This window comes from Pseudofrankia coriaricola (assembly GCF_001854805.1).
Lineage (GTDB): Bacteria > Actinomycetota > Actinomycetes > Frankiales > Frankiaceae > Pseudofrankia.
On the sequence record NZ_MBLO01000216.1, the window covers coordinates 46,143 to 67,364 of the forward strand.

Here is a 21,222-nt window from a genome sequence, read left to right on the forward strand (position 1 = left end):
GGTCGCGGCGGTGATTCCCGCCGCCACCCGGCGGTGAGTTTCTTCGCTTTCTACACGCACGCCCAAGGGCCCTACGCGCTCGGTGCCAGCCGGCACAGCGCGTTGATCACCCGGTCGTGCGCATCACCTCCCCGTGGGTCGGTAAGGTTCGCCATGATCTTCAACATGAACCTCATCAGCACCGGGTGCGGCAGCCCGTACTTCGTGGCCAGCCGCATCACGGTGGGGTTGCCGATCAGGTTCACGAAGACCCGCCCGAGCGTGTAGTAACCGCCGTAGCGGGCCCGCACCGCCTCGGGATACTGACGCAACGCCTTCTCCCTGGCGGCGTCGCTCGTCCTGGCCAGCGCCTGCGCGACCACCTCGGCGGCAAGCTCGCCGGACTCCATCGCGTACGCGATGCCCTCGCCGTTGAAGGGGTTGACCATCCCGGCCGCGTCGCCGACGAGGAGCACGCCGTCGGCGTAGTGCGGGGTCCGGTTGAAGCCCATCGGCAGCGCGCTGCCGCGGACCGGGCCGGTCGCGTTGTCCTCGGTGTAGCCCCACTCCGGCGGCAGCGCCGACAGCCAGCGGCGCAGCAGGTCGCGGTAGTCGGTGTTACCGAAGGCCGGGGTGGTGTTCAGGATCCCCAGACCGACGTTACTCGTCCCGTCACCCATGCCGAAGATCCAGCCGTAGCCGGGCAGCAGCCGGCTCGCGTTCGGCCTGCCCTCCCAGAGCTCCAGGTGCGACTCGAGGTAGTCGTCATGGGTGCGCGGGCTGCGGTAATAGCGGCGGACCGCCACGCCCAGCGGCCGGTCGTCCCGGCGGCGGATGTCCAGCGAGAGCGCGAGCCGAGCGCTGTTGCCGTCGGCGGCGACGACCACCGGGGCGCGGTAGGTGACCGGCTCGCGGTCCGCGCCCGAGCGGGCCGTGACGCCTACCACCTGGCCGGTCCGCTCCTCGCGGACGACGCCGGCGACCGTCGTGCCCTCATGCAACCGGGCGCCGGCCTTCTGCGCGGTGCGGGCGAGCAGCTCGTCGAAGTCGGAGCGCGGCCGGACCAGGCCGTAGTCGGGGAAGCTCGCCAGCTCCGGCCACGGCAGCTCCAGGCGCAGGCCGCCGCCGACGATCCGCAGGCCCTTGTTGCGCGCCCAGCCGGAGTCCGCCTCGGCCGCGTCGCCCTTGGTCCCGTCGCCCTTGGTCCCGTCGCCCTTGGTCCCGTCGGCTGGCGCACCACCGGCGCCGGTGCCGCCGGATGCCGCGGGCCTGGCCGCCGGCGGGCGGGCGGGGCCGGTGTCGATACCCATCCGCACGAGGCTCGCGACCGCCCGCGGCGTGAGGCCGTCCCCGCAGACCTTGTCGCGCGGAAAGGACGCCTTCTCGAGCAGGAGCACGTCCAGGCCGGTGTTCGCGAGGTGGTAGGCGGCCGCCGAGCCCGCGGGACCGGCGCCGACGACGATCACGTCGGCATCGGCGCGTGTCGCGCCGTCCGACCGCGTCGTGGTCTCCGTCGTCACCTGATGCTCCCCACCGACAACCGACTCTCCACCAGGTCCCACACTGATCCGCCTCCCCTGAGGTTCCGCTGTCCCACCACGGATCCTGGGGCGTGGAGCGATGCGTACTCCAGCCGTTCGCCGGTCGTTGACCGCGCGTTCCTCGCACGCTCGTGAATTTCTTCACGAGCGTCCCGCCACGGCCGAGTGTAGGCGCTCACACCGCCATTGGCATCAACCAGGATCCGGCGGGCGCTGGGGGCAGGCGCGGAGCACCCACCCCAGCGCCCGTCTGTCGGGCGCGAGCGCCCTCTTTAGGTGGTTCCGGGCCGGGGCATGCGGCGGTAGTCAGTCCGGGCCCGGACCAGCGAGGTGGTCTCGTTGACGCTGCGTCAAGACGCCGTCACAGTCGGTGGCCAAAGTGACACTTACGAGCGACCGGTAAAACGTCACACCCCGCCTCGCCACCGGACACCCAAATGCTGGCGAGTTCAGAACGGGGTGAGCCCCTGGTTGTCTCCGTGGTGGAGGGCGACGATGCCGCCGGTGAGATTGCGCCAGCCCACGCCCGTCCAGCCGGCGGCGCGGAGGGTCTCGGCGAGGTCGGACTGAGCCGGCCAGGCGCGGATCGACTCCGCCAGGTAGACGTAGGAGTCCGCGCTGCTGCTGACGCGGCGGGCCACCGCGGGCAGCGCGCGCATCAGGTAGCCCAGGTAGACCCGGCGCAGCGGGCCCCAGGTGGGCTGGCTGAACTCGCAGACGACCAGTCGGCCACCCGGGCGGGTCACCCGGCGCAGCTCGGCCAGACAGCGGGGCACGTCGGCGACATTGCGCAGTCCGAACGAGATCGTGACCCGGTCGAACGCGCCGTCCGGGAACGGCAGCCGCAGGCCGTCGCCCGCGACCAGCCGGACACTGCCAGTCCTGACGGGCCGCTTCGCCAGCCGTGCCTGGCCGGCGCGCAGCATGCCGACGGAGAAGTCGCAGGCGACCGCATCGACGCCGGCCGTCGCGAAGGCGCGCGACGAGGTCGCGGTACCGGCGGCAAGATCGAGAACCAGCTGGCCCGGTTCAAGACGCAGCGCCTTCGCGGTGGCCCTGCGCCAGCCGCGGTCCATCCCGGCCGAGAGCACCGCGTTGGTCACGTCGTAGCGCCGGGCCACCTGGTCGAACATCGCCGCGACCTCGTCGGGCCGCTTGTCCAGCCCGGCGCGCGCACCCCTGCCCGGCGCCGGCCCCGGCCGCTCGGCCTCGCCGGGCGGTTCGTGTGCGCCGGCCGCGGGCACCGGCCGCGCGGCCACGTCGGGATCGCCTTGCGGCGCCGCCACCACGGCGGGTCAGCTCGCCTGGACGAGCGGGAGGGCGGTGGACGAGAAGTGCGAGGCGACGCGCTCGTCGAGCGGGTCGTCGGCCGGGTCGCGGTGGACGACCAGGTGGTTGTAGAGGGTGTCGCGCTGGGCGGGGATCCGGTCGGCCGCGCGGATCAGGTGGATCAGCTCGGCCCGGTTGGTGCGGTGCCGCGCGCCGGCGGAGGAGACCACGTTCTCCTCCAGCATCACCGAGCCCAGGTCGTCGGCGCCCATGTGCAGCGTGAGCTGGCCGACCTCCTTGCCGGTGGTGAGCCACGAGCCCTGCAGATGGGCGACGTTGTCGAAGAACAGCCGTGCGACGGCGACCAGGCGCAGGTACTCGAACGTCGTCGCCTGGGTGCGACCGCGCAGGTGGTTGTTCTCCGGCTGGTAGGTCCATGGGATGAACGAGCGGAATCCACCGGTGCGGTCCTGGACGTCGCGGATCATCCGCATGTGTTCGATGCGCTCGGCGTTGGTCTCGCCGGTGCCCATCATGAACGTCGCCGTCGACTCCAGGCCAAGGCCGTGAGCGGTCTCCATGACCGACAGCCAGACGTGGCCGGGCTCCTTGAGCGGGGCGATCGCGGCCCGCGGACGCTCGGTGAGGATCTCGGCCCCCGCGCCGGCGAAGCTGTCCAGGCCCGCGTCGCGCAGCCGGACGATGACCTGCTCGTGTGTCAGCCCGGAGGTGCGGCCGATGTGCACGACCTCGCTCGCACCGAGCGAGTGCAGCGCCAGCTGTGGATAAGCGGCCTTGATGGCGGAGAAGGCGCTCTCGTACCACTCGATGCCGAAGTCCGGATGGTGACCGCCCTGCAGCATGATCTGGGTGGCACCCAGATCGACCGCCTCGCCGCACTTGGCGACGATGTCGTCGATGTCGCGGACCCAGCCTTCCGGGTGTTTCGGCGCCCGGTAGAAGGCACAGAACCTGCAGGCGGTCACACAGACGTTGGTGTAGTTGATGTTGCGATCGATGATGTAGGTCGCGATGCCGTCCGGGAAGCGGCGCCGACGCACGGCGTCCGCGGCCTGCCCGAGTTCGTGCAGCGGCGCCTGCGTATAGAGCAGTAGCGCCTCATCGGGCGTGATCCGGCCGCCGTCGGCGGCCCGGGCCAGCAAGGATCGGATCTCGCTCACCGGCCAGATGCTATCTTCCCCACCCTCGACGCCGGCCTCCTCCGGGAAGGCACGGCGGCCCAGTGGGATCGACCACACAGGCCGAAGGCATCCCGTTCCGCCCCGGCACAGGCGTGCGCCGGGGCGGAGGGGGCGGATCCGGCGGTCAGTAGCGGGGGCCACCACGGTCAGACGAGGACGAGCCGAAGCTGCGGAGCTTGTCCTTGAAGTGCGTGATCTTTGCCTTGTTTTCCGGCTTGGTGGCCTGCGACTTGACCTTGTTGATCATCTCGTGGGCCTTCGGGTTGTGCAGCATCTCCGAGACCCGCTGCGTGAAGTTCGCCATGACGGGGTTGTACCTGCCAGGCACCTACATCATGCGCCCAGAACACTTTCTGTCTGGACTGTCGTCACCCAGCGTAGGAGCTGTCAGGGCGTCGCCGCCGGCGGCGCGCCGCTGGCGGCACCACTGCCCGCCCTGTCCTCGAACCGGTCTCGCAGCTGGCCCGGCAGCTGGTTCACCTGGCCCGGCAGGTCGCTGGTCGCCTTGCCGCGCCATTCGTCGATCTGCTGCTCCACTCGGTTCACGACACGGTCCCAGACCGCCTGGCGCTGCTTATCGATCGCGCTCGCGATCCGATCGGCCGCCGAGAGCAGGAGCAGGACGATCAGTACGAAGAGGATCGTCTTCTTGAACGGGATCCGGAGCCGGAAACCGCGACGGCGCCGAACGGGACGCTCACGGCGCGGCACCGGCGCGGGAGCGGGCGGCGGCGCTGGCGGCGCCGGGCGAGCCGGCGCGGGCGGCTGGTACGGGGGCCGGTAGGGCGCCGGCTCGCGGGCGGCCGGCCGCCGGGCCGGCGGGGCGGGCGCGGGAGCCGGTGGCTCCTCGTAGCGGATGTAGCCACCGCCGCGGGGCTTACGGCCAGCGTCTCGCGCGGCCCTGTCCACCGCGCCGCCCGCATAGCCGGCGCCCTGCCTGCCACCGGCGCGCGGATCCCCAGGCTGGCCGTAGTGGCCGTCACCGGCGTAGCCAGCGGGCTGGCGCGGGGCGGGCGCCTGTCCGCCCTGGTAGCCGCCGTCGCCGTACCCGGCAGCCGCGCCGGGCCGGGCCCTCGCGCCCGGCCGGGCCGCGCCGGCACCGCCGTGGCGCGCGGGCGCCTCCGTCGGGCCGCCGATCCGGGTCGGGTCGAGCCCGGCGGCGCCCTGCTCGACGCCCGGCCACGTGCCGCCGAGCACCCGGGTAGCGGCCGCCCGGACGTTGCCCCGCCCGGTCTCGCCGAGCAGCGTCAGCAGGATCTGATCCGCCGACGGCCGCAGCCGCGGGTCGCGGCCCAGCGTCGCGGCGACGACGGGGCGCAGGTCGGTCGGGATGCCGGAAAGGTCGGGACTGCCGACCAGCACCCGTTCGGAGATCTCGTAGAAGGTGCCCTCGCCGTACGGGTGGACGCCCGTCGCGGCGTAGCCGATCAGCAGGCCCCAGGCGAAGATGTCGGTGGCGGGCCCGACCGGGCTGCCCTCCATCTGCTCGGGGGCCATCCAGCCAAGCGACCCGAGCACGATGCCGGAACGGGTACGGTTCGCGACCGCGTCCAGCGCGCGGGCGATCCCGAAGTCGATCACCCGCGGGCCCGAGTAGGACAGCATGACGTTGCTGGGCTTGAGGTCGCGGTGCACGATCCCGGCGCCGTGGATCGCGGTCAGCGCGCTGGCCACGCCGATGGCCACGCCCTGTAGCGTGGACTTGCCGAGCGGGCCCGACTCCTCGACGACGGTGTCCAGCCGCTTGCCGTCGATGTACTCGGTGACGAGATACGGCTGCCGGGCGTCCGGGTCGGCGTCGAGCACCTCCGCGGTGCAGAAGGGCGCGACCCGCCGGGCGGCCGTCACCTCGTCGCCGAAGCGGGCGCGGAACTCCGGGTCGTTGGCGAGCTCGCCACGGATCACCTTGATCGCGACCCGTCGGCCGCTGGAGTCCAGGGCGAGGTAGACGGCGCCCATCCCGCCGGCGCCGAGCCGGCTCAACAGTTCGTACCGGCCGATCATGCGCGGGTCGGAGGAGCGCAGCTGATCACCGGGAACCGGTGGGCCCGCGGACCGCTCCGTCCAGACCGATCGTTCCGACACTGCCACCCCGCTCGTCGACCTCATTCTATCGTCCACGATCGTCCAGGCACCCGGACCATGATCCGGATCGCATGCCGTACGACTCTCTGGCGGCCCGAAGCCCCGGAGGCCGCGGGACCTGTTCCCGAGCCCCGTGATCCTGGGACCTCTGGCCTTGTACTGGCCGACGGTAACCCGCCAGCCAGTGGCTTCCGTCAACTTGTCTAAGTTCTGACCCTTCCCGGGCAAACGGCGCGACGATTGTCACAGTCGGCCGACCACCGCTGTCCAACCGCCGACATCCCATGGGCTCGGATGTCCGGCCGCACGGCGCCCCGCGACGCCGCCCCAGCGACCAGTAAGCGCAACTCACCCACACCTGTCCAGTCGCGCCGCGGCCCGCGACACCGTTCCAGCGACCAGTAAGCGCAACTCACCCACACCTGGCGACAGCGCATCGGCGCAGTACCAACCCGACCACGTCGTCAGCCCGGCCCAAGCCCCACCACCGCCATATGCCAGGGGCCCGGCACCACGCGAGGAGGGCGCCCAGCGCCCGACACGGGGCGAGCGCGCCCAGCGCCCGACACGGGGCGAGCGCGCCCAGCGCCTCGCCCCGACACGGGGCGAGCGCCCAGCGCCTCGCCCCGACTCTCCGACAAGCCGGATCAGGGCACGTGACCCGGACGTCGGGCAGTATGAAGCCCTAGGAGTACTCCAGTGGCATCGAACCGGAGCCTGGGGCTCGGCCGGGCGGAAGGACTCTGCCGGGCCGGGGCGTTGCCCTTAGATCCTGGGGCAACGGCCGCCGGGCGTGCGAAGGAAGAGCATTTCGCACGCTCTTGGCCCTCTAGGCACGGTCGGGCCATCGGTAGTCCGGGCCCGCCTGGGCCCGCAGTGATCCTCAGGGCCGGGGCCCGGGTGCCAGCGGATGGAGATACGCCATGGGTGACACGTCCGTCGACCATTCGGTCGACATGCTCATCGTCGGCGCCGGCCCGGCCGGGCTGTTCGGCGCCTACTACGCGGGTTTCCGCGGCATGTCGGTCGCGCTGATGGACTCGCTTCCCGAGCCGGGCGGCCAGGTGACCGCTATGTACCCGGAAAAGGTCATCTACGACGTCGCGGGCTTCCCGGCGGTGCGCGGGCGTGAGCTCGTCAACGCGCTCGTCGAGCAGGTGGCGCCGTTCAACCCGACCTACCTGCTCGACCAGCAGGCCGCCGAGATCGCGCACGAACCAGATGCCATCGTGGTGACCAGCCCGAAGGGCCTGAGGGTCCGCGCCAAGGTCATCATCATCACCGGCGGCCTCGGCACCTTCACTCCGCGCCCGCTGCCGACCGGCGTCGAGCACCTGGGGCGCGGCCTGGTGTACTTCGTGCCCCGCCTCGACGACTACCGCGACCTGGACGTCGTGGTGGTCGGTGGCGGCGACAGCGCGTTCGACTGGGCGCTGGCGCTGGAGCCGCTGGCGAAGTCGGTCACGGTTGTGCACCGCCGGGACAAGTTCCGCGCCCACCAGCACACCGTCGACCGGGTGCATGCCTCCTCCTGCGAGGTGCTCACCTTCACGGAGGTCGCCGCCATCAGCGGCGACGAGCGGATCGAGAAGGTCGAGCTGGTCCACAGCAAGTCCGGCGAGCGCCAGGTCCGCGAGGCCCAGGCCGTCGTCGCCGCGCTCGGCTTCACCGCCGACCTCGGCCCTCTCACCCGCTGGGGCCTCAACATCGACAAGCGGCACATCGTGGTGGACACGACGATGTACACCGGCGTCGAGCGCATCTTCGCCGCGGGCGACATCACCGAGTACCCCGGCAAGGTCCGCCTGATCGCCACCGGCTTCGGCGAGGTCGCGACCGCCGTCAACAACGCGGCCCCGGTCATCGACCCCTCCGCCAAGGTCTTCCCCGGCCACAGCTCCGACGACGGCACGCCGGCGGCCTAGCCCGCGCGACGCTTGATCGCTGTTTCTGCTCCCTCGTGGGCTGTTCCTCAGCCCGCCAACGACCACCAGGGAGCAGAGACCCCGATCTTCGCCCGCGCGGCGCGCGGCGACGGGCGGCACGATCTCACTCTCAGTAGCGGAACTGGCCGTTGGCAGCTCCGTCGAGGAAGGCGTGCCATTCTGCCTGGGAAAAGGCGAGTACGGGGCCGAGGTTCACGAGGTCGCGGACGAGGACTCCGCCGATGGCGGCACCGTGGTCGATCCGGGCGACCTGCACTTTTCCCGTCCTGGCGTCGCTTTGCAGTGACGCGCTCCATCCCAGGGGGTACTGGAGGTAGAAGGCGGGGACTGGTTTGACGGGGTTGAGTTGCTGCGCGTTGGTGGCGTTGCCATCCGTGGGTCCCGTGTTGTGATCGCGCATGGGAGGTAGTGCCTTCCTCGAAGCCGCGCAGAGTTCTGCGTTGACGATGTCAGGTGACGGGTGCCGTCGGACGGCGTGGTTCAGACGGTGGCCTGGTGGTAGGGCTCGACGATCGGTGAGCCGGTGGGCGAGTTCGCGGACGGTGGGGAGCCTCGCCCGATGCGCGATGTTCGCGGCGGTCGTGAACTGGCCAGCGAAGAACGCGAGCGCCGCACGCACGTCAACGACGGAACCCGCGAGCACCAGCACTCTCCTCAGCGGGTAGCGAATCCTCAGCCGGTCGATGCACTGAGCGGCTGAGTCTGCGCGGCGGCCACAGACTGGGGGCATACCGTTTAGCCCACGACGGGCGGCCGAGGCGAATGGTGGGGGCCGCGGGCTTCCGCCGCGTCGCGGAGTCTTGCCGCAATCTTCCTGAGGCGCCCGGCTCCTTCGGGGAGACGAGGTCTGAAGTCGATGTAGGCATGCCCAGGCGGCGCGCTCTCGAGCACCATCGTGGACTCCGCGTCGTCAATCACCCGAAGATCTTCCGCGGATACGTCTCCGACCGACACGGCGTATGAACCCACCGAGGCCAGGCCCAGAACTTCCGTGTGATGCCGATGGGCCCGCTCGGCGGTGACGAGGGCGCTTCGGGACACCGACAGCTGTCTGGCGTCCTTCTCGGTCGGCGTAAATGCCTGGCTGGTAATCCGTCCTCTGCTCACGAAGGCGGGGTGGACCTGACGCCAGAGAAGCTCGTCAGCGTCAGACAGTATCTGCTCACCCGGAAGAAGGTCAGGCTCCGAGTCTTTGGACGACATCGATCCCCTCGCGAATGAAGGCCACCATCCGGTCGACGTCCCGCCACGCGCAGGTCAGCTCCCGGTCGTCGCCGTCATTTCTCTTGTTGAAGTAGTACGACACGAGAATATTTCCAGGCTTGATCTCCATCGAGACTTCACCATGCTCGTGTGGCCATTCGAGCTGGATCCCGCCGTCAGGCATCGGGTACACGTGGTGGCCGTGGACACCGTTCTCAAGCAGTTCCAACAGAAGCGTCTCTGCCTGTCGAACGGTCAGCCGGGAGATCGGCTCCCCGCTTCCGTCGTACCACCCCGCCGGCATTTCCGCGATCTCCTTCAGCCGCGCGGACCACTCCTCGGGCAGCACTGGCTCGACACCGAGAACATCCTTTATTTCAAGGATGTTCTCATCCCTGTCCTGGAGCGCCACGCAGTTGAGCGCAACCGTCGGCGCCATACTCGAGCTGCCCAGATGGGCAACCAGGTCCGGGAAGACATCGTCAGCCGAATAACCGCCAGCAACCGTCCTCCCGGTGGATGACAGTCTGATCTCGAAAGCCGACCGGTCAGCGAGCAGCCCGGTAATCTGACCCACTACGACAACCTCGACCTCGAAGAGCACGCGCCTGGTAAAGGCCTGGATCTTCCGGCGGACCTCGCGGGAATAGGTTGCCTGAGCCGGGGAGCCCTCGTCGAAGACGATGAACTCATCGTCCTTCAGGCTCCGGCCAAACCGTGCGAACTCGCGTAGAGCAGGTATCGGAAAGTCGCGAGGGAGCGCACCCTCATCGGCGATCATACGGAGAGCGTTCTGTATCAGCAGCCGCGATTCGTCGAAGATCCCATCTGGCATCCGGTCGATCTCGTCCTGCTCCGCCAGGATCGGCGTCTCAAGTACCGGAACTACACTACCGTGCCGCACCTCGGTCAGCCGGAGATCAAAACCAGCAGAGAACCCGCGAGGGATCCGCCGCCGCAGTGGGTGCCGTTGCTTGTAGAGATTCTGGGCGACATCTAGGACCAGTCGCTGGTAAAGCGCGAGCTCCGACAGCATCTCGACGGGCAGACCGGGCGTGTCGTACCGCCCGCCGCGCAGCCGCCAGCTACCGAAGGGTCGCGTCGCGTCTGCCATGCCCCGACTGTACCGCAAATCACCTACTGCTCATGCCGCCAATAGGAGTTTCAGCGGCTCCAGTCATGGCATGACGTCATCATGACACCGGTAAGCGCTCTTCTAGCGCTTACCGGCACCAATGGCGTGCCAGATAAATAGGTCCGAAGTCTGGTCAGCATCCCGGACATGGAGGGAGAGAGCCTCCAGGGCCGGGTTGCGACGCAAGACCTGGAACCATGGTGATCGCACTGGACGTGAAGGTCCACGGCCGGCTCGCGGACAGGCCACGCACCGGCCGCGCGGCCCAGATGACGGCGCAGACTAGGGACATGCGAGGTCTGCTGGTCATCGGGCACGGGTCGCGGCGGGATGAGGCCAACGCGACCGTGCGGGCGCTCGCGGCGGCGCTGGCGGCGGAGCCGACGGTGGATGCCGGGGCACCGCCGGCGTGGGCCGCGGTGGAACCAGCCTTCCTGGACGTGTTGCGGCCGGACATCGCGGACGGATACGCGGCGCTGGTAGCGGCCGGCTGTACCCAGATCGTCGCGCATCCGTTCTTCCTGTTCGAGGGAAAACACACCGCGCGAGACATCCCGGAGGCGCTCGACGCCGCCCGCGCCACGCATCCGGGCACCTCCTGGACGATGACGGAGCCGCTCGGGCTGCACCCCGGCGTGATCACCACTGTCCGTGCCCGCATCGCCGACCGCCTGGCCTAGCGGGGGTCGGCAAGGAACCGGTCACATCTGGTCGTCGCCCACGCCCGCCAGCCGGCAGATGGCGGTGACGAGGCCGGCGATGCCGGGCTCGTCAGCGACCGCGTCGACCCGGATGCCGGCCTGGCGACAGGCGACGACCGTTCGCCGGCCCATGGCGGCCACCACGAGGCCGGGCGGCAACGGGCCATAGAGCTCGGCGGTGATCCGGGCGGCCGTGGACGAGGCGAACGCGACGGCATGCAGCGCGCCACGGCGCAGCTCTTCCGCGATCATCGGGTCCCGTTCCGCCGGGACGTCGGTCTGCAGGGTGATCCTGCGGACAGTCCGGACGCCCATCGGCGGCGCCGCACCGGCGCAGACGGCGACCCGCAGACCGGTCACCGGGATGTCGGTTACGACGACATGCGCCACCTGTACCTGGGCCGAGGGGCGGACGTTCGCGAGCCCGAGCGCGTCCAGCGCCGCCGCGGCCGACTCGGACTCGGACACCAGTGTGAGGCCGGCCAGCGCCCGTACGTCGCGCCCGGCGGCACGCAGCAGGGCGACCACGGCGCCCACCTCGTCCGCGTCGGCGAGGACCAGCGAGTCCGCGCCCGGCAGCGCCTCCAGCAGCGCGCCCGCGTCCGGTACCGGCGACAGGCGCGACACCACCGTCTCGACCACGTCGGCGCCCTGGCTGCGCAGGCCGCGCGCGAGCAGGCCGGGGCGGTCCCTGGTACGCGGCACCAGTACCCGCATGCCGGCCAGCGGACCGGTGGCGCCGTCCGCCGGCGGGGCGGGCAGCGCCAGCCGCTCCGGCTGGCCACCGAGTCCGTCCGGGCCGTCCCGCCCGTCCACGTCGTGCTCCTTCCAGCCGCCGTCGGGTCCCGGCCCTGGCCCCGCCCGTGGCCGCGGCCTCGTCCCAGCCGGAGCCGCGAGGCGGGGCGGAACGAGGCGCGCCGAGGCAGGCCGAGAAGCTGTGCCGCGGGCGTCGATGCGGGCCGCGACGTCGCCGACGACGATCACGGCCGGCGAGCGCACTCCCGTCTCGACCGCGTCCGCGCCCAGCGAATCCAGCGTGGTGCGCAGCACCCGCTGGGCGGTGGTGGTGGCACGCTCGACCACGGCGACCGGGGTGCTCGGCTCACGGCCAGCCGCGAGCAGCGCGTCCGCGATCGCGACCAGGTGCGCGACGCCCATCATGATCACAACGGTGAGCGACGGAGAGGTGAGCGCCGACCAGTCGACCGTCGAGTCCGGGTGGCCCGGCGGCAGGTGGCCGGCGACGATCGCGACATCCTGGGCGATGCCCCGGTGGGTCACCGGAATGCCGGCGTAGGCCGGTCCGGCGAGCGCGGACGACACTCCCGGCACGACTGTCACGCCGATGCCGGCGGCGGCGCAGGCCTCGGATTCCTCGCCGCCCCGGCCCAGCAGGTAGGGGTCACCGACCTTGAGCCGCACCACGCGGGCGCCGCGCCGCGCGCGGTCGACCAGCACCGCGTTCACCTCGTCCTGGCCGCGCGCGTCGCCGTCAGGGCCGACTCGCACGATCTCGGCGCCGGCATGGGTGTAGCCGTGCAACGGGGCGTCCGCCGCCAGGTCGCTGACAATCACGTCGGCGCCCGCCAGCAACTCGGCGCCACGCACAGTGATCAGGCCTGGGTCGCCGGGGCCCGCGCCGACCAGCCAGACGTGGCCGCGGCGCCCTGTCCCCGCGCCGCCAGGGCGCGCCGACACTCCGCCGCCATCCAACCCCCCACTGGCCACCCACGGAACGTTACCGACCTACGGCACTCGCCCCGACACCGTCCCGCTCAACCACTAATGGATTCCGCACTCAGTCTTGGTGGAACCCGCCCAGCGGCCGGCGCGGCCGGCGCCGCGCTGGGTGCAGGGCCAGCAGCCGACCGACTCGTAGCCGTCGGACAGCAGCGGGTTGACGATCACGTTGTGCTCGGCGACATAGCGTTCGACGTCCTCGTCCGTCCAGGTCGCGAGCGGGTGGATCTTCACCTTGCCGCGCCGCTCGTCCCAGCCGACGACCGGCAGACTGCGGCGGCCGGCCGACTCGGCACGCCGTGACCCGGCCGCCCACGCCTTGTACGGGGCGAGCGCCCGGTCCAGCGGGACGACCTTGCGCATCCGGCAGCACAGGTCCGGGTCGCTGGCGTACAGGTCCTTGCCGTGGACGGCGTCCTGGCCGGCGACGGTCAGCTGCGGCCGGACGCTGATCAGCGGCAGGTTGTAGGTCGCGGCCACCGCGTCGCGGGTTCCGACCGTCTCGGCGAAGTGGTAGCCGGTGTCGATGAACACGACCGGCACGTCGGACCGGATCTTCGCGAGCATGTCGACCAGGACGGCCTCGGCCATCGAGGCGGCGACGACCAGTTTCGTGCCGAACTCCTCGACGGCCCAGCGCAGCACCTCTTCGGCGGGTGCGTCGGCGAGGTCCCTGTCGGCCCGCTCCGCGCGGGTCTTCAATCCGGCGTCCATCAGCCGTTCTCCTCCGGTGCGGTCGTGCTGGAGGGCCAAAGGGCGTGCGAAAATGATCTTCTTTCGCTCGCCCGGAGGCCGTTGTCCGCGGGATCACTAGTGGTGCCAGGGGCGGTGCCAGGAGTGCTACCGGTGATCGTGGCGGAGCTGGCGAGCGCGGTGAGGCTCAGCCGGAAGGAGCGCTGGCAGGCGCGGCACGCCCAGTGGCCGTGCCCCTCGCCGGTCGCGCCTTCCGGGATATCGGGAACGAGGTCCTCTTCGCCGCAGTACGGGCAGTAGAAGGGCACCGCGCGACCCGTGCTCACTGGTGCGCCATGACCGCGTCGTGGGTGAGGATCGACTCGTCCACCCGCTCGACCCAGTCGGCGAACGCCTCGCCGTCGGCGCGCTCGGCCTGGTAGGTCTTCAGCAACCCGACGACGTAGTCGACCAGCTCGTCCGAGGTGATCTTCAGGCCGCGCGACTTGCGGCCCAGCCGCGAGCGGGTGCCGAGGTGGCCGCCGAGGTGCAGCTGGAAGCCCTCGACCATCTCGCCGCCCGGTCCGGGCACGAGCGACCCCTTCAGGCCGATGTCCGCGACCTGGAAACGGGCGCAGGCGTTCGGGCAGCCGTTGACGTTGATCCCGACCGGCTCGTCGAACTCGGGCAGCCGCCGCTCCAGCTCCTCGATGAGGGTGGCGGCGTTGGCCTTGGTCTCGACGATCGCGAGCTTGCAGAACTCGATGCCGGTGCAGGCCATCGTGCCGCGGCGGAACACGCTCGGACGCACCACCAGGTCGAGTGCCGCCAGGTCCTTCTCGAGCGCCGGCACGTCGCTCTCGGCGACGTCGAGGATGACCAGCTTCTGCGACGTGGTCGCGCGGATGCGGCCCTGGCCGTACTGGTCGGCGAGGTTCGCGACGACCGTCAGCGTGGTCCCGGTGAGACGGCCGGCGCGCGGCGCGAAGCCGACGGCGAACCTGCCGTCCGCCTGCCGGTGGATGCCGATGTGGTCGCGCCCTTCGGAGCGCGGCGGCGCCGGCGGCGGGCCGTCCGGCAGCGGCGTGTCGAGGTACTCCTTCTCCAGGGTGGCCCGCACCCACTCCGTGCCCATGTCGGCGACCAGGAACTTCAGCCGGGCGCGGGTGCGCATCCGCCGGTAGCCGTAGTCGCGGAACAGCGAGGCCACGCCGTGCCAGACCTCGGCGACCCGGTCCGGCTGCACGAACGTCCCCAGCCGGACGCCCAGCTTCGGGTTCGTGGACAGGCCGCCGCCGACCCACAGGTCGTAGCCGGGCCCGAGCTCCGGGTGGACGACACCGACGAAGGCGATGTCGTTGATCTCGTGGAGCGTGCAGTGGTCGACGCACCCCGACATCGCCGACTTGAACTTGCGCGGCAGGTTCGCCAGCGACGGGTCGCCGACGAAGCGGCGCACAGTCTCCTCGATCGCCGGGGTGGCGTCGATGATCTCGTCGCCGTCGACGCCGGCCAGCGGGCAGCCGACCATGACGCGCGGGGTGTCGCCGCAGGACTCCTCGGTGGTCATGCCGGCGCCCTCGAGCGCGCCCCAGATCGCGGGGACGTCCTCGATCCGGATCCAGTGCAGCTGGATGTTCTGCCGGTCGGTGACGTCGGCGACGTCCCGGCCGTAGCGGGTCGAGATGTCGCCGATCACCCGCAGCTGGTCGGATGTCATCCGCCCGCCGTCCAGGCGGATCCGCTGCATGAAGTAGGAGTCCTCGATCTCCTCGGGCTCCAGGATCGCGGTACGGCCGCCGTCGATACCGGGCTTGCGCTGGGTGTAGAGGCCCCACCAGCGGAATCGGCCGCGCAGGTCCTGCGGATCGATGCTGTCGAACCCGGTGTAGGGATAACGATTGAGAATCCGGTCACGGACCTCGAGGCCGCCCTGATCCTTCTTCATCCGCTCGTTGGCGTTGAGCGGCTCGGTGTAGCCGAGGGCCCACTGGCCCTGGCCCTTCGGGCGGGCCGGGCGTGCGGGCCGTGCAGGAGAAGTCATCTGATCTCTCGCGACGCGGGTAGCGGAGCGCCGAACGGCTGGACGGCGCCAGGATCCGGGAACGTCCCCGGCGGGCACGACAGGCCCAGGGAACTGGGCTGTGACCGGCGAAAGGGGACGGCGGGGTCAGCAGGCGCGACGACAGCAGGCGCTGGCTACCCGGAGCAGGTCGACGTGCAGACGCGCGACCAGTAGAAGCTCCGGAGCACCCTCAACCGCCATGGCCAGCGGCCGTGTGGTCGGTTGGGGCGCAGTCATGGGACCTATGGTTTCACAGATGTGACCGACGTGCCGCAGTTGTGGCCTAATCGATCCTCTGCACGCTGAGCTAACGACAATTACCCACCAGACGAATCGGGATAGTAGCTCCCGGGCGCCTTGGTGGCGGTTTGTCCGGGGCTCAGGCCGCGGGCGCCGGGCGCCGGCAGACGGCGCGCAGGCGATCGACGAGCGGGCCTGAGCCAAGGCCCTTCTCCATCACGTCGTCGGCGCCAAGGGCCAGCGCCTCGTCACGTACCGTGTGCGCGGAGAAGCCGGTGAAGACGACGACCCGGGCACCCGGCACCAGCCGGCGCACCTCGGGCAGCGCGGCGATCCCGTCGAGCACCGGCATCGCCACATCGAGGATGACGAGGTCCGGACCGGTCTCGGCGACGAGGTCGATCGCCTCGGCGCCGTTGGCGGCCCGGCCCACGATGGTGAAGTCCGGCTCCAGGTCCAGCAGGAGGCAGATCAGGTCACGCACGCCATCGGCGTCGTCCGCGACGACTACCCGCAACGGGCCCGACTCGCCGCGAGGCACGGCACCTTCGGCGCCGGCACGGCTCAGGCTCGGGCCCCGGGAGAGCTCGGCGGCACGGGAGCCGCCCTCTGGACGCACGCCACCGTCCGGACGGACGTCGCCTCCGGTGGGGAAGCTGTCCGGACGGAAGCGAACGGGGTGGAGCGCCTCGGTCTCTACCGCCTCGGCGCCTGCTTCGAGGTGCCGGTCCACTCGTACCGTTCTACCGGACCACACAAGGTGTGCCCATCGTCATTCAGGGTGGTATTCGCGCATGGCCCGGGCGGGCCTCGGCCTCAGCCCGCCGCGAGGGAAACCAATCGCGATGCGCAATCGAATCGCATACACACGGTAATCGATGTGACTATACGCGTATGTGACCTTTGGCCTCTAGCCCTGCGTGGTGCTCGACGCAATAGACTGATCACCAACAGTGACACGCACGCGAGTCATGCGACGGCCAAATCCCGTCAGCGGGGCCCTCTCGACGGAGCCCTTTCAACGGGGCCTCGGCGGTTGGTCTTCGCGGCATGGTTGCCGCACAGCCTGGCTGTGCGGCGGGCTGCCGCGTGGTGACAGTGTGACCGCGGCCGGGACCAGTGGAGCGCAGATGCGGCATTCGGGCAACCGGCAGAGCAGCCGTGGCCCGGAAGACACGGCCACCGCCGAGGAGATCTTCCATCAGGAGGTCCGTCGTCGCAGGTGCGCCCGCGGACTCTCCCGCGACGATGTCGCGCAGCGAACCGGCTACAGCCGCCAGTACGTCAGCCAGCTCGAGCAGCCGAGCAAGGGGATTCCTCCCCGGCCCGTGGTCGTCGCCGTCGACGCGGTGCTGTGTGCCGACGGAGCCCTGATCGCGCTACGTGACCAGGCCATGGTTGCGCGCGCCGAACGGGCCGGCCAGCCGCGCGACCCGGAGCGCGAGTCCCGCCGCCGGGTTCACGACCTGCTGCACAACCGTCGCCGCGACACCGACCTCGACTACCTGGACCGCATGGTGGGCGAGCTGATCGCGATGGCGGACAGCCTCAGCCCGCGGGACGTCTCCAGCCGGGTCCTCGACCAGCAGGAGTTCGTCGACTCCCTGCTGCGCACCCCGATGCTGCCGCACCAGCAGTTCCGGCTCTACATGATCGCCGGGCACCTCGCGGGGCTGCTCGCGATCGCGCAGCTCGACATGGGCGACCTCGCCGGTGCGAGCACCTGCTGCCTGGAGGCCGCGGTCTTCACCGAGCTCACCGGCCATGAGGGGCTGCGGGCCTGGACGCTGGCGGTCAACCGGCTGGTCGGTGAAACCGCGCGGCACGCGGCGGCGATCATCGACGGTGACGGTGGCGCGAACCCGCCGTACGGGCCCGACGCGGCGCGGCTCATCGACAGGGCCGGCCTCACCGACCAGATCGAGCTCCCGGACGAGGCCGAGCTCCCCGACGCTGCCTCGATCTTCCTGGCCGACGGCTACGACGAGCCCAGCCGGATGGACTACGCGGCCACCGCGGGCGCCGCGGCCACCGCGGGCGCCGCCGAGGCGTCGTCCGACCCGATCGTGCGGCGCGCGGACGAGCTGGCGGCCGGTCGGCCGGCCGGCCAGGAGCGGGCACTTCTCGACGCCGAGCCGACCAGCCCGCCCTGGCGTGGCCTCTCGGACCTGATGACCGCCCCAGGCGGGCGGGCCAGCACACCGCGCCTGGTCGCGCTGGTCAAGGGCCGGATCGCCCGGTTCGCCACCACCAGCGCCCGCCGCGAACGCCCTCCATACGGCATTTCCCGCGCTTTCCACCCACCCGTATAACACTCACCGGGCCAAAGGCGGGCGCTGCGCGCCTTCAGCCTTTAGATCCTTGGGGCAACGGCCGCCGGGCACGCGAAGGAAGATCATCTTCGCATGCCCTTTGGCCCTCTAGATCCTGGGGGCAACGGCCGCCGGGCACGCGAAGGAAGATCATCTTCGCATGCCCTTTGGCCCTCTAGACGTCGGCGAAGGTGAGTTCGCGGAGTGGGGGGACGGCGCCGCGGGTGGTGGCGCGGCGGGCGAACTCGGTGATGCCCTCGAGCTGGCGGGGGCCGAGCCGGAAGTCCAGGGTCGTGAAGTAGCGGACGAGCGACGCCGGGTCGAAGACCTCCCAGCGCGCCGCGCTGGTCGCGACCGTCGTCACCTCGGAGAGCGCGAGGTCGAGGCTCGCCCGGAAGGCGCCGTGGACTTCCTTGACCAGGCCGGGGTGCGCCCGCGCGAAGTCGCGGCGGGCCGCCCAGACAGCGAAGACCATCGGCAGGCCGGTCCACTCCCGCCAGGCCGCGCCCAGGTCGAGCACCGTCGGCTGGTGGCCCGGGCCGCCCTGCTCGTGCTCGTAGTAGGCGCGCAGGGCGACATCGCCGATCGTCACCGCCGCGTCGGCCTCGCGCAGCATCATCGGCACGTCCGGCGGCATCGTGACGTAGTCGGGACGCACCCCGAAGCGGTCCTCGAGCATCATCCGGGCCAGCAGCACGCTGGTCCGCGACGTGGAGCCGAGCGCGACCGAGCGGATCTCGCCGACCGGTACCTGGGTGCTCAGCACCACCGACAGGACCGGCCCGTCCGAGCCGACGGCGATGTCGGGCAGCACGACGAGCTCGTCGGCGTGCCGCAGGTACTCGACGAGGCTGATCGGGCCGATGTCGAGGTCCCCGGCGACGAGTGCCTCGCTCAGGTGGTCCGGTGTGTCCTTGAACAGGTCGAGGTCCAGCAGCGCGCCCGAGTGGACCAGGCCCCAGTAGAGCGGCAGGCAGTTGAGGAACTGGATGTGCCCGACCCGTGGCCGGCTCGGGACGCCGGCCTCCGCGGTATGTGGGCCGTCGGCCCCGCCCGGCACCTCCCCCGCGGCCTTGGAGGCGCCGGCGCCTTCCGCGCTGCCTGGACTCGCCTGAAGCGTCACTGCTGGCCCCGGCGGATCTCGAACGCTCGCTGCGCGGCCCGCCGCTGGCGCAGCGCGAGCGGGAAGCTCATGATCCCGCTGACGACCAGCGCGGCGAAGAAGGCGAGCCACCCGTTCACGCCGAGCAGCAGCACGGCCGCCAGCACCGCGCCGAACAGCACGGCGCGCAGCGCGAAGTAGCGAAGGTTGATCGCGAGCAGCCCCGACGGCTCCTTGGAGGAGGGCGCCAGGCTTGTCTCGGGCTTCATCGGCACGGGCTTGGTCATCGACCCCTCGAGTCCTTCCGGCGGTGGGGGCCGCCGGAGGTGCGAAGGAAGAACATTTCCGCACCTCCTTTGGCCTCTAGGCTTGGTCTCCTCCAGGCTGCCTCATAGACGGCCTCCGCAGAGTCATCCGGTGATTTCCAGGATTCTCCGGATCTAACGGCGGCGGGAACGCCTGCGCACCCAGCCCAGCCGGACCAGCACGCTCGGATAGCAGCCCAGGCAGACGATGACCGTCAGCAGCCCCAGCAACGAGGCTGGGCCGAGTCCCAGACCGAGCGCGTGCGACACCAGGTAGACCACGATTCCGGGTACCAGGATCACGATGAACGCCAGCACGAAGATCGACCCGATGCCAGCCTGGCCCGGCTGAGGAGCGCCCGGATGCCTCGGGTGGCCCGGGCCCGGGCCCGGCGACGGTTGGCTGGCCCGCGCGTCCGACGAGGTGACCACGGGCGACGAGGGCGCGCCGCCAGGCGCCTCGGCGACCGGCGGGGCCTCCTGGAACCCTGGGGGCCCGCTGGCGCGCGGGGCTTCGCCGTCATCGCGCGCCCTCCGGCCAGGGTCGGTCACGTCAGCCCTCGCTCACGCGTCGATCGGCTGAGGGATGTCGCGGCGGGCCGGGTCAGGGCCGTCAAAGGTGCGGATCACCCGGTAGCGGGTGTCGCGCTCGACCGGCTGGAAGCCCGCGTCGCGGATCACCGCGAGCAGGTCGTCCCGGGTCATCGTGTTCGGCGTGCCGAACCGGTCGGCATCGTGAGTGATCTTGTATTCGACGACCGAGCCGTCCAGGTCGTCCGCGCCGAAGTTCAGCGCGAGCTGTGCGGTCGTCAGACCGTGCATCACCCAGAAGCACTTGACGTGGTCGACGTTGTCGAACAGCAACCGGGAGACGGCGAACGTCTTGAGCGCCTCCGCGCCCGTCGCCATCGGCTGGTTCATCAGCCGATTACGGGGATCGCCCGCGGCGTCGTGCTGGAATCGCAGCGGAATGAAGACGGCGAAACCGCCGGTCTCGTCCTGGAGCTCGCGCAGCCGGAGCACATGGTCGACGCGGTGCCGCGGCTGTTCGACGTGGCCGTAGAGCATCGTGCACGGCGTGCGCAGGCCCTTGGCATGCGCCAGCCGGTGGATGCGCGACCAGTCTTCCCAATGGGTCTCGTGACCGACGATCTGCTGGCGGATCTCCCAGTCGAAGATCTCCGCACCGCCGCCGGTCAATGACTCCAGGCCGGCGTCGATCAGTTCGTCGAGGATCTCGTCGGCGGTCAGACCGCTGATCTTCTCGAACCAGTGAATCTCGGTGGCGGTGAACGCCTTGAGCGCGACGCCCGGCAGCGCGGCACGCAGCTCGCGCAGCGAGCGCGGGTAGTACCGCCACGGCAGGGTCGGGTGCAGGCCGTTGACGATGTGCAGCTCGGTGATGCCGGCGGGCTCCATCTCCTTGGCCAGGCGGACGGCCTCTTCGATGCGCATCGTGTATGCGTCGGCCTCGCCGGGCTTGCGCTGGAAGGAGCAGTAGGCACAGGAGGCCGAGCAGACGTTCGTCAGGTTGAGGTGGCGGTTGACGTTGAAGAACGTCTGGTTCCCGTTCTTGCGGGTCCGCACCTCGTGCGCGAGGCCACCGAGCCAGGCCAGGTCATCGCAGGCATAGAGCGCCTCTCCGTCGGCCCGGTCCAGCCGTTCCCCGGCATGGACCTTCTGCTCGATCTCCCGCTTCAGCCCGGCGTCCATACCGATGAGACT

The 21,222-nt window shown here is 70.8% G+C and carries 20 protein-coding genes; 3 read left to right on the forward strand and 17 right to left on the reverse strand.

The window, feature by feature from the left end; all coding sequences use genetic code 11:
* Positions 1 to 71 precede the first annotated feature (71 nt).
* The 5 genes from BCD48_RS24985 to BCD48_RS25005 all read right to left on the reverse strand — a co-directional run bounded on the left by BCD48_RS24985 (position 72) and on the right by BCD48_RS25005 (position 5,995).
* Complete coding sequence (locus BCD48_RS24985; RefSeq protein ID WP_116271648.1) at positions 72 to 1,499, reverse strand: geranylgeranyl reductase family protein; 1,428 nt, start codon at positions 1,497 to 1,499, stop codon at positions 72 to 74.
* Positions 1,500 to 1,969: 470 nt separating this feature from the next.
* Complete coding sequence (locus BCD48_RS24990; protein WP_071050845.1) at positions 1,970 to 2,653, reverse strand: demethylmenaquinone methyltransferase; 684 nt, start codon at positions 2,651 to 2,653, stop codon at positions 1,970 to 1,972.
* Between the two features lie 162 nt (positions 2,654 to 2,815).
* The gene (gene mqnC, locus BCD48_RS24995; protein ID WP_083419154.1) at positions 2,816 to 3,970 is read right to left on the reverse strand and encodes a cyclic dehypoxanthinyl futalosine synthase; all 1,155 of its coding nucleotides are present in this window, start codon (positions 3,968 to 3,970) and stop codon (positions 2,816 to 2,818) included.
* 145 nt (positions 3,971 to 4,115) lie between these two features.
* A complete protein-coding gene (locus BCD48_RS25000) occupies positions 4,116 to 4,319 on the reverse strand; it encodes a hypothetical protein (protein WP_241841962.1) in 204 nt (67 codons plus the stop codon).
* Positions 4,320 to 4,378: 59 nt separating this feature from the next.
* Positions 4,379 to 5,995: a serine/threonine-protein kinase gene (locus BCD48_RS25005; RefSeq protein ID WP_241841968.1), complete on the reverse strand. Its 1,617-nt coding sequence runs from the start codon at positions 5,993 to 5,995 to the stop codon at positions 4,379 to 4,381.
* A 1,004-nt stretch (positions 5,996 to 6,999) separates the two neighbouring features.
* Here BCD48_RS25005 and BCD48_RS25010 point away from each other — a divergent pair.
* Positions 7,000 to 8,001 carry an NAD(P)/FAD-dependent oxidoreductase gene (locus tag BCD48_RS25010; RefSeq protein ID WP_071050808.1) on the forward strand — a complete coding sequence of 334 codons (1,002 nt, stop codon included), beginning with the start codon at positions 7,000 to 7,002 and terminating at the stop codon, positions 7,999 to 8,001.
* Between the two features lie 130 nt (positions 8,002 to 8,131).
* Here the strand turns inward: BCD48_RS25010 and BCD48_RS55885 are convergent, their stop codons facing one another.
* Complete coding sequence (locus BCD48_RS55885; protein WP_312622917.1) at positions 8,132 to 8,665, reverse strand: DUF397 domain-containing protein; 534 nt, start codon at positions 8,663 to 8,665, stop codon at positions 8,132 to 8,134.
* Positions 8,666 to 9,199: 534 nt separating this feature from the next.
* Positions 9,200 to 10,339, reverse strand: a complete 1,140-nt coding sequence (locus BCD48_RS25025) for a hypothetical protein (RefSeq protein WP_071050813.1) — start codon at positions 10,337 to 10,339, stop codon at positions 9,200 to 9,202.
* Positions 10,340 to 10,557: 218 nt separating this feature from the next.
* On the opposite strand from BCD48_RS25025, the gene BCD48_RS25030 reads away from it, so the two are divergent.
* Positions 10,558 to 11,040 carry a sirohydrochlorin chelatase gene (locus BCD48_RS25030; RefSeq protein WP_397428665.1) on the forward strand — a complete coding sequence of 161 codons (483 nt, stop codon included), beginning with the start codon at positions 10,558 to 10,560 and terminating at the stop codon, positions 11,038 to 11,040.
* A gap of 21 nt (positions 11,041 to 11,061) precedes the next feature.
* Here BCD48_RS25030 and cobA read toward each other — a convergent pair whose 3' ends face one another.
* The 6 genes from cobA to BCD48_RS25050 form a co-directional block, all read right to left on the reverse strand.
* Entirely contained in the window at positions 11,062 to 12,789 is a 1,728-nt protein-coding gene (gene cobA, locus BCD48_RS25035; protein WP_071050814.1) for a uroporphyrinogen-III C-methyltransferase, read from the reverse strand.
* Positions 12,790 to 12,843: 54 nt separating this feature from the next.
* Complete coding sequence (locus BCD48_RS25040) at positions 12,844 to 13,515, reverse strand: phosphoadenylyl-sulfate reductase (protein ID WP_071050816.1); 672 nt, start codon at positions 13,513 to 13,515, stop codon at positions 12,844 to 12,846.
* On the reverse strand, positions 13,515 to 13,820 hold the full coding sequence (locus BCD48_RS54045; RefSeq protein WP_241841963.1) for a transposase: 306 nt from the start codon (positions 13,818 to 13,820) through the stop codon (positions 13,515 to 13,517). Before BCD48_RS54045 ends, BCD48_RS25040 begins: the two co-directional genes overlap by 1 nt.
* Positions 13,817 to 15,517 carry a nitrite/sulfite reductase gene (locus BCD48_RS25045; protein WP_071050818.1) on the reverse strand — a complete coding sequence of 567 codons (1,701 nt, stop codon included), beginning with the start codon at positions 15,515 to 15,517 and terminating at the stop codon, positions 13,817 to 13,819. Before BCD48_RS25045 ends, BCD48_RS54045 begins: the two co-directional genes overlap by 4 nt.
* Positions 15,518 to 15,643: 126 nt before the next feature.
* Positions 15,644 to 15,775: a putative leader peptide gene (locus BCD48_RS55890; protein ID WP_491677170.1), complete on the reverse strand. Its 132-nt coding sequence runs from the start codon at positions 15,773 to 15,775 to the stop codon at positions 15,644 to 15,646.
* A gap of 142 nt (positions 15,776 to 15,917) precedes the next feature.
* Positions 15,918 to 16,511, reverse strand: a complete 594-nt coding sequence (locus BCD48_RS25050) for a response regulator transcription factor (protein WP_241841964.1) — start codon at positions 16,509 to 16,511, stop codon at positions 15,918 to 15,920.
* 397 nt (positions 16,512 to 16,908) lie between these two features.
* On the opposite strand from BCD48_RS25050, the gene BCD48_RS25055 reads away from it, so the two are divergent.
* Entirely contained in the window at positions 16,909 to 18,090 is a 1,182-nt protein-coding gene (locus BCD48_RS25055) for a helix-turn-helix domain-containing protein (protein WP_071050819.1), read from the forward strand.
* 175 nt (positions 18,091 to 18,265) lie between these two features.
* Here the strand turns inward: BCD48_RS25055 and BCD48_RS25060 are convergent, their stop codons facing one another.
* From BCD48_RS25060 to mqnE, 4 genes are all read right to left on the reverse strand, one after another.
* Positions 18,266 to 19,150, reverse strand: a complete 885-nt coding sequence (locus BCD48_RS25060; RefSeq protein WP_071050849.1) for a menaquinone biosynthetic enzyme MqnA/MqnD family protein — start codon at positions 19,148 to 19,150, stop codon at positions 18,266 to 18,268.
* A 59-nt stretch (positions 19,151 to 19,209) separates the two neighbouring features.
* Positions 19,210 to 19,479 (reverse strand): hypothetical protein, encoded by a 270-nt coding sequence (locus tag BCD48_RS25065; protein WP_083419144.1) that lies wholly within the window; start codon positions 19,477 to 19,479, stop codon positions 19,210 to 19,212.
* A 153-nt stretch (positions 19,480 to 19,632) separates the two neighbouring features.
* Positions 19,633 to 20,049 carry a hypothetical protein gene (locus tag BCD48_RS54050; RefSeq protein ID WP_241841965.1) on the reverse strand — a complete coding sequence of 139 codons (417 nt, stop codon included), beginning with the start codon at positions 20,047 to 20,049 and terminating at the stop codon, positions 19,633 to 19,635.
* A gap of 12 nt (positions 20,050 to 20,061) precedes the next feature.
* On the reverse strand, positions 20,062 to 21,210 hold the full coding sequence (mqnE, locus tag BCD48_RS25075) for an aminofutalosine synthase MqnE (RefSeq protein WP_071050821.1): 1,149 nt from the start codon (positions 21,208 to 21,210) through the stop codon (positions 20,062 to 20,064).
* Between the last annotated feature and the right edge of the window lie 12 nt (positions 21,211 to 21,222).